Genomic DNA, 7,956 nt, shown 5'->3' with positions numbered 1-7,956 from the left:
AACATCTGCGGACCTGCTTTTTTAGTCTTGATGGTAACAGCTGTGCTTGTTGCCCGAAAGGTTAGAAGGCGTTAGACCGTTCTTCCTTGTTTTTCAAAAATAGAAAGATAGAAAATCAGACCTTCTTGGCCTTCTCCCAGTACTCGTTGAACTTGCTCTCGAAGAGGGCCTTTATCCTGAAGTCCCTTATCCAGACCTGGGTCTCGTAGTTGAAGTATCTAGCTGCCATGTCTTCGAGCGCGAAGAAGACCTCCTCATCGCAGATGAGCATTGGAAGCTCGAACTTGTCGAGGACTCTGAGTTCCAGCTTGCCCTGCTTCGCGTAGTCCAGTATCTTTGAGCCCTCAAGCCTCCTGAGTATCGGCTCGGTGACTATTATCTTGGCCTTCGCGCCACCGTCTATGGCCTTTATGATGTCCCCTTCGAGGTTGATGGCTATGTAGCCGTCGTCCGCGAGGAGTATCTGCTCCTTGACGCCCTCAAGCATCTCCCTCGTCTTGAGAGTTGCGTTTCTGATTCCCCTGACAACCCAGACACGCTCGACTCCGTACTTCGGTATCTCGGTCTCAATGAGTGGCCTCATAAGCTGGAGAAGCTCTTCCTTGGCTTTCTTTTTGGCCTCAAGCTCTTCCTTTATGCGCTCCTGCCAGTCCTGTATGAACTTCTCGAGTATGTTCTCGGGGTGAACCGGCCTGTACTTGTTGACCTTGCCCGGCTGGCTTATGGCAAAGCCCTTCTTCTCTAGACTCCTGAGCACGTCGTAGGTTCTCGGCGCCGGAACCTCTGAGACGCTGGCCAGCTCGGCCGGCGTGAGGACACCGAAGCCGACCAGGGCAACGTACGCCCTTGCCTCGTACAGGTTCAACTCAAAGTGCTCCTGCAGGAGCTCCACCATCCTGTCCTTAACCATTTTTACCACCACCTAATTTTCTATACTGGTATCTGGACTTCAAAGGTTATAAGCTTTTTCCAAATTATCAGAGTGTTTGAAAGACACAATCTTCTGTTGATATCAATGACTTTGCCCTATAAGATCGCTGTTGCATCATAATGCAAAGATGTTACTCTGGCCATATTTTAAGCTTTTTGGCATCCAGCCAAAAATTTTAAAGAACTCAGCAGAAGAAACATTTAATAATGTTACAACAATTTAAGAAAATTTAAACTGGGAGAACTATCCTTCTCCATAAATGTACCTTCTTATTTCCCTATAAAGGTCATTTAGAACTTCCTGGTAGTCCGCTTTGCCCTCCTCTATCCTGTCCATTATCTCCTCAAGCTCCCTAGTTCTCTCCTCGCTGACGAGGTCGCGGTATTTGCTGACGAGGTAGTGGTAGACCTTTATGCCCTTCTCAGTCGGTACCAGCTTCTTCCTGCCCTTGGTCTCAACGACGTAGCCCCTCCTGAGGAGTGTCTCAACTATCTTGGCGTACGTTGAGGGCCTTCCTATCTTCCTCTCCTTCATCAGGGCTATTATGTCGCCCTGCGTGTAGAGTGGAACCTTAGGTGCCTTCCACTTCTTGGCCTCAACGACCTTCAACTTCGCTCCCTTCTCCAGCCTCGGTATCTGCCTGAGCGGTGGATTCCTGAGCCTCGTCCAGCCGTCCTCGATGATTTCAACGTAGCCTTCGACCTCAGTCTTTGCAAGACCCGCGTTTATGAGGGCCTTTTCATAGAGTATCTTCGCCGGAACCATCTGGCTCGTCATAAAGCGCCTGAATATCATGTCGTACAGGCGGTAGTGGTTCCTCGTCAGGTTTCTCGGGAGCTGGATTACTCCATCGCGAACGAGCTGCATCAGCCTTCCTGTATCTATCGGCCTCGTCGGCCTTATCGCCTCGTGGGTTCCTTCTTCGCCCCAGTGCCTCGGCTTAAAGTACTCCTCGCCTATTTCCTGGGTTATGTACTCCTTCGCTATCTCTATTCCGGTGTTGCTAACATGAGTGCTGTCTGTGCGGTGATAGCTCGTCAGCCCCGCCTCGAACAGATCCTGAGCTAATCTCATCGTCTCGGGCGCCGAAAGCTTGAGGAAGGTTGATGCATCCTTCAGCATTGCATCGGTGGTGTACGGCGGTGCTGGGTTGAGCTCCCTCTCCTCAATCTGAACCTCCTCAACCGTGACGTACTCGGGTGGCTCGACGTCCTTTCCTTCCTTTCCTATCTCAACCGTAACCTGAAGGCCGTTCTCAAGGGTCAGGCCAAGGAAGTAGGTCTCGCTCTCGCTGAACTCCTTATAGCGCTCGATTATCCAGCCCAAAACGGGCGTCTGAACCCTGCCGGCGGAGAGGTTTCTGTTTTCAAAGACCCTCTGGAGCTCACCGCTAAGCTCGAAGCCTATCCACCTGTCCTCTATCCTCCTGACTATCTGGGCCTCGACGCGGTTCTCGTTTACGTCTCTAGCCTCTTCAATGGCCCTTAGTATGGCCGGCCTCGTAACCTCGTGGAACTCCGTCCTCTTGATGTTCGGCGTGTATGGGCTGAGAATGTTCCTTATGTCCCATGCTATCTTCTCTCCCTCGGTATCTGGGTCGGTCGCGATGAGTATCTCGTCAACCTCCTGCGCCAGTTCACGCATGGCTATAACGTTCTCAAAGGCATCGCGCACGTTTGTGGAACCACAGCGCGGGCAGACGCCTTTCTTCTCCCAGTCAACGAACTGATGCCCGCAGTCGCGACACCTCTTTATAGTGTCGTAAATCGGTATGAACTTCAGCATATCTCCGTTGCTCTCAACGAGGACGCCGTGGTAGCCTTCGTTTGTAACGAGGTCGAACATATGGCCCCCGCTGGCTAAAATCGTCAGCATCCTGTTCCCTATGCTCACTTCGTAGGCAACCAGATCGCCTATCCTCGTCTTGCTCGGCTGGCCGAAGAAGTTCGCTATGGTTCTTGCCTTGTTGGGGCTCTCGACTATCATGAGTGAGGACTTCACGAGGTCTTTTACCCTGGCGCTTATCTTGCCCTCCATTACAAGGCGAACCTTCTCCCTGTCCTCATCGATTTGTCTAAGAACCTCATCAAGATCCAGCTCCTCAAAGGGAACCATCTTGAACTCAGTGAAGCGCCAGCGCATCTGCCTAACGAGGCCGTTGAAGACCTTCTCGTTGTCAACAATGAGAACGCTCAGGCCCTTGGTTATCCCGCCCGCGAAGAGCCTGCTCGTTCTCCCCGTTGCTTGAATGTAGGTTCTAACGTCGGGTATCTCGATGAACCACATGCCCTCTTCCTTCGTCAGGCTAACGAAGGGGTCTTCGGCAAGCTTCTTCAGAACTTCCTCATCGTGGAGAACTCTCCTCAGAAACTCCACGAGCTCGCGGAAAACACCGAGAACCGTCCTGTGGAAGTCGTTCTCTATCGGCAGACCCTCGGCTAAGGCCTCCTCTATCTTCATCAGCTCGAACTGAGGTATGTTCCTTATGAGCCTCCTGAGTCTTGCGTGTAGCCTTTCGGCAGTTTTCCTGTCCTCTTCACTCAGGAAGTCCATGACCTCGCTTAGAAGGCCCAGAGCCCTGTAGATTGTCGGTCTCTCAAGGTCTATTGAAAAGCGGAACTTCGGCACACCGGTGAAGACGGCGTAGCGTATTAGGTGGGGTAAATCGAGGCCCCTCACGATTGAGCCGTAGTAAGTAGCGACGCCAACAAGGTAGTCTGCCTCTCCGTTTTCAAACCTCTCAACGGCCTTCCTGTTCTTTGAGCTTGCGAGTTCGACCTTAAATCCGCGCTCGCGGAGGTAGTTCACGAGCTCTTCAGCGTAGCCGAGTCCCTGGTCGATGGGGACGAAAATCAGCCCGCCCTTGCCGAGCCTTTTCAACAGCTCTGCTACATGTTCCTTGACGTCCTTGGTCGGCTTAAGATAGCTGTCAACGACGTTCCTGAGGGCGCTCCTCCCGCTTCCGACCTCAAAGCCGAGCAACTCGCGGTAGAGCTTTATCCTGTCGCCCCGCGCCCTTCCGGTGGCCGAGGCTATAATCATAACTCCTATCTTATTCTTCCTCTTGTAGGACTCAATCTCCCTCTGGATTTTCTCTATCTGCCTGTTAAGCTCCTTAAGCTTCTCGTTTTTGTCCTCCGAGTTCCCGTTGAGGTAGCGGGCCATGCCCTTCTTGAGCCTCACTATCTCCCAGGCCTTCTGGATCGTCTCCTCGTTGAAACCGAGTAAATAGAGGGAGCGGTCTATGTTCTTGCTCGCCTTCAGAAAAGCGTCAACGTCATCAACAAAGATGAAGTCGAAGTGCCTCCCCTTCAGCTTGTCCTCGAAGTTCCTAGCCAGCCACTGGGCGCTCGTTACGAGGATGTCGTACTCACCAGAGTCTATGAGGGCGAGCATTTCTTCTTTTTCCTTCTTCCTGAGGTTGCCGTGGTAGTAGGCGAGCCTGACGTCAAGCCCGAGCCTCTCGCGCATCGCCTCTATCTTCTTGACCGTCTGGATGACGAGGGGGGTTGTGGGCACGACTATGTAGCTCTTCTTTCCCTTTTTTGCATGCCAGAGGCTCATGAAAGCCCCAAAGGTGCTCTTGCCCATTCCGGTCGGGGCTATTATCGAAAAGCTCCTTCCCTTGAGGAGCCTCTTCACCCACGTCCTTTGAGCGCTCCAGAACCTGAACCCGGTTGCCTTCTCAAAGAGCCTTTCAACGTCCTTAAGCCCCTTTTCGAGGCGGTAGATTTCATCCCACCTCTTTAGTGTTCCGGCCTCTTTAAGGGCCTTTCTCACTTCACTCACGAGCTGAAAATAATCCTGAGCGGTGATAGGACGTTGGAGACAGTTCTCGCAGGGATTCTTGGCGACTAGTCTCTCATCGGAAATTCTGCCGGAGCAGTTTGGGCACATCTCCCGGTAGATGGCCTTCATTTTTCCACCCTCTAGGTCTTAGTTTAGGGGAGTCGATGTTTATAAGGGTTATCAGCGGGCCCGCTGGAGGGCCGAATTGACCGATTGAAAACTTTTTCTGAGTCTTTCGGTTAGGAGATAATCGGGGAAGAGGGCCGAGAACTCGTCGAGAACCTCCTCAAGGACGTGGAGGTACTCAGCCCGTCCGCTTTTTTCGACAAGCTTGAGGGCCCTCATGAAAAGCCTGGCAGTCTCGCTTCCGCTCTCGTCGCTCCGAAGGGAGAAGAGGAGCTCCTTTATCGAAACGTCGAGGGCCAGCTCGGGGGCATGGACGAGAAAGCTCCACGCGCTCGCCTCGGGGTTCAGCTCGGACAGGTTGTCTCCCTCGAAGTATGTACCCTTCTCGTATGCGACCAGAATCGAGGCGACGTGCTTGCAGTCCCCTCCGAGGGGGCAGGTGCAGATGCTTTCCCCCGTCTTCAGGTTTAGGGAGGGATAGTAGGGATACGTCCCGAGAACCTTGCCGTATAGCCTCTCCCCGGCTTTTACAACCCAGATAACCTTTCCAGAGCGATAATAACGCTCTCCCTTCTTCCTTGTCTCCCCGTCCATGCTTACCACTGCAGTGGGTTAGAGACCGGAAATTTAAGCCTTTCGGCGAAAGGGTTTTTAGTCCGGGGGGATACTATTCTCGGTGGTGTCCATGGTCGATGTCTTCGAGCTGGCAAGGCGTTATCACGATGAGTTAGGCATAGAGGAGCCGAGTCTTGCAACGATGGCCGCGGAGTTCTTCGATGACCTTGGCCTCAAGATGGCCGACTTTCTCTCCAAGGAGGGCTACACCGTCCTGAGCACGAAGTTCATAGACTACGACAAGAGCCTCGTCATGGACATAACAAAAGGGGATAAAAGATTTGAAATAACCCTCAGGAAGAGCTAGCGTAGTCAAAGACTATCTCCTTCTTTTCCCCGGGCTTCACCGTGAGTTGAAACTCAACGTAGTCAGCGGTCTCCTCAAGTGGCTCAACGGTCGAGCTTATCAGCTTCCCCCTCTTGTGGTGCCTCACTATCACAGTCTTGGTCTCGTTGCCGAAGTTTTCTATCGTTATCCTTATCTTGTAGTAGGCCTTTCCGTCATCGTGGCGCTCCTCCAGAACAGTCGTCGTTCCCCTAAGGTCGTAATCCCTGCCCACCCCTATTCTCACGGTGTCTCCCTTGGGTGTGTGTCCGATTCTCGTTTCCCCGATGAGGAGAGGGCCGTCCTCGGTTTCCCTGTAAATCTCCACCACTCCAGCGGGAAGAACCTTGTCGGTCTTGAAGGAGACGGACTCGTAGACGGGCCCGCTCCTGCTGTAGGCCCAGCTCTCGTAGAGGTACTGCCTCTCAAAGGGGCTCTCAATGTGAACGTAGGGATAGACCGAGGTGCTCGACGCCTTCAGATCAACTATGCCGAGCCTGTAGAGGTAGAAGGCCTCAACCTTCTCAGGCTGACCGACCTGGACCTCAGAGGTTGACTCGGCCTTGGCGTAGAGAATCCTCGGCTGGAAGCCGTAGAACTGGACGCTCCCGGCAACTAGGAGAACCTTCGCACCCTTGAAGTTCAGTGCCGTTGGGTTGTTTATGACGACGTAGCCCTGGAGTTCAGCCTCCTCTCCGAGGTAGAGCCTGTACCTGCTCTCCCAGCCCATGTTATCGACCCGGTATGTGATGCTCACCCTGTATTTGCCCGCTTTCTCGGCCTTCAGGACAGCGTAAACGCTCCCCTTCTCGCCGAGTTTTCTGACCTTGAAATAGACGACCTCCCCCGGCTCGATGAGGTAATAGCCGTCCCCTTCGATTGCTATCTTCCCGTCCTTTAGCCCGAGGAACTTGCCCGAGATTGTTTCCCCGTCCTTGAGCTTCACCTCGACTTCGCTTCCGACGTTGGCGCTGTACGTTCCGGTCGGGTTCCGGGCAAATATCCCGAGAACCTCCACGCCCTTATCAAGGGGTCTCACAACGGCCTCCGCCACGTCGAGTCCGGCCAGCTCCTCAAGGGGGACGTCGTTCAGGCCCGCCTCAAGTTCAACCCCCTTAACCTCCTCGACGACACCTATCTTGGCCGAGTTGTAGAGCACAACGGTTGTGTTGCTCGAAACGGCGCTCTCACTGTGGAAGGTGAAGACTGCAAAGAGGATTATCAAAGCACCCGCGACGGCAAGAATGCCTTTCTTTCTCATACGGCTCACCGTTAATAACTACGCGCTCATCGTATTTATAACCAGACCATAGCTTCAAACCGAGCTGAAGTTGTCAAATGGAAACCCTTTTAACCGCCCCGGGCTACTCACAACCGTCAGGCTTACGGGGTGATTGCTATGGACAGGATTGAAAAGGCCAAGGAGATAATTGAGAAGGCGAAGGCCGAGAACAGGCCCCTTGTCGAGCCCGAGGCGAAGGAGATACTCAGACTCTACGGCATCCCCGTCCCGGACTTCAAGGTTGCCACCAACGAGGAAGAGGCTGTAGAGTTCTCAAGGGAGATCGGCTACCCGGTCGTTATGAAGATAGTCTCCCCGCAGATCATCCACAAGAGCGACGCCGGCGGCGTCAAGATAAACATCAAGAACGATGAAGAGGCGAGAAAGGCCTTCAGGGAGATAATGGAGAACGCAAGGGAGTACAAGCCAGATGCCGACCTCTGGGGCGTCATCATTTACAAGATGCTCCCGCTCGGCAAGGAGGTCATAGTCGGTATGATTCGCGACCCGCAGTTCGGTCCAGCAGTGATGTTCGGCCTCGGTGGAATCTTCGTTGAGATACTCAAGGACGTAAGCTTCCGCGTCGCTCCGATAACGAAGGAAGAGGCCCTTGAGATGATAAAGGAGATAAAGGCATACCCGATATTAGCGGGGGCGCGCGGGGAGAAGCCGGTAGATATTGACGCCCTTGCAGACATCATCGTCAAGGTCGGCGAGCTCGCCCTTGAGCTTCCCGAGATTAAGGAGCTCGACATCAACCCGATATTCGCCTATGAGGACTCTGCCATAGCCGTTGACGCGAGGATGCTTCTCTGAGTGCTCTCCTTCTTCTATTTAAACTCCTCGCTGTTACTCACCTTTCTTTTCTGGTATGAACACTTTTCAGCA

Annotated in this window: 6 protein-coding genes; 2 read left to right on the top strand and 4 right to left on the bottom strand. The window is 53.3% G+C overall.

The window, feature by feature from the left end; translation table 11 throughout:
- Positions 1 to 115: 115 nt before the first annotated feature.
- The 3 genes from trmBL2 to MVC73_RS08985 all read right to left on the bottom strand — a co-directional run bounded on the left by trmBL2 (position 116) and on the right by MVC73_RS08985 (position 5,440).
- On the bottom strand, positions 116 to 910 hold the full coding sequence (trmBL2, locus tag MVC73_RS08995) for an HTH-type transcriptional regulator TrmBL2 (RefSeq protein ID WP_297510004.1): 795 nt from the start codon (positions 908 to 910) through the stop codon (positions 116 to 118).
- Between the two features lie 264 nt (positions 911 to 1,174).
- Complete coding sequence (gene rgy / locus MVC73_RS08990) at positions 1,175 to 4,849, bottom strand: reverse gyrase (RefSeq protein WP_297509991.1); 3,675 nt, start codon at positions 4,847 to 4,849, stop codon at positions 1,175 to 1,177.
- 51 nt (positions 4,850 to 4,900) lie between these two features.
- Positions 4,901 to 5,440: a hypothetical protein gene (locus tag MVC73_RS08985; RefSeq protein WP_297510002.1), complete on the bottom strand. Its 540-nt coding sequence runs from the start codon at positions 5,438 to 5,440 to the stop codon at positions 4,901 to 4,903.
- Positions 5,441 to 5,531: 91 nt separating this feature from the next.
- Here MVC73_RS08985 and MVC73_RS08980 point away from each other — a divergent pair, with 91 nt between their 5' ends.
- Positions 5,532 to 5,768 (top strand): hypothetical protein, encoded by a 237-nt coding sequence (locus tag MVC73_RS08980; RefSeq protein ID WP_297510000.1) that lies wholly within the window; start codon positions 5,532 to 5,534, stop codon positions 5,766 to 5,768.
- Here MVC73_RS08980 and MVC73_RS08975 read toward each other — a convergent pair.
- A complete protein-coding gene (locus MVC73_RS08975; RefSeq protein ID WP_297509988.1) occupies positions 5,755 to 7,047 on the bottom strand; it encodes a DUF4139 domain-containing protein in 1,293 nt (430 codons plus the stop codon). The two genes, MVC73_RS08980 and MVC73_RS08975, sit on opposite strands and share 14 nt — an antisense overlap.
- Positions 7,048 to 7,185: 138 nt before the next feature.
- Between MVC73_RS08975 and MVC73_RS08970 the strand changes: the two genes are divergently transcribed.
- Entirely contained in the window at positions 7,186 to 7,884 is a 699-nt protein-coding gene (locus MVC73_RS08970) for an acetate--CoA ligase family protein (RefSeq protein ID WP_297509985.1), read from the top strand.
- The last annotated feature ends 72 nt before the right edge of the window (positions 7,885 to 7,956 follow it).

The sequence above is a fragment of the Thermococcus sp. genome, from assembly GCF_027052235.1.
In the GTDB taxonomy this organism is placed as follows: Archaea; Methanobacteriota_B; Thermococci; order Thermococcales; family Thermococcaceae; genus Thermococcus.
The sequence above is the reverse complement of the archived record's forward strand: the minus strand, read 5'-3'. Positions and strand labels throughout refer to the sequence as shown.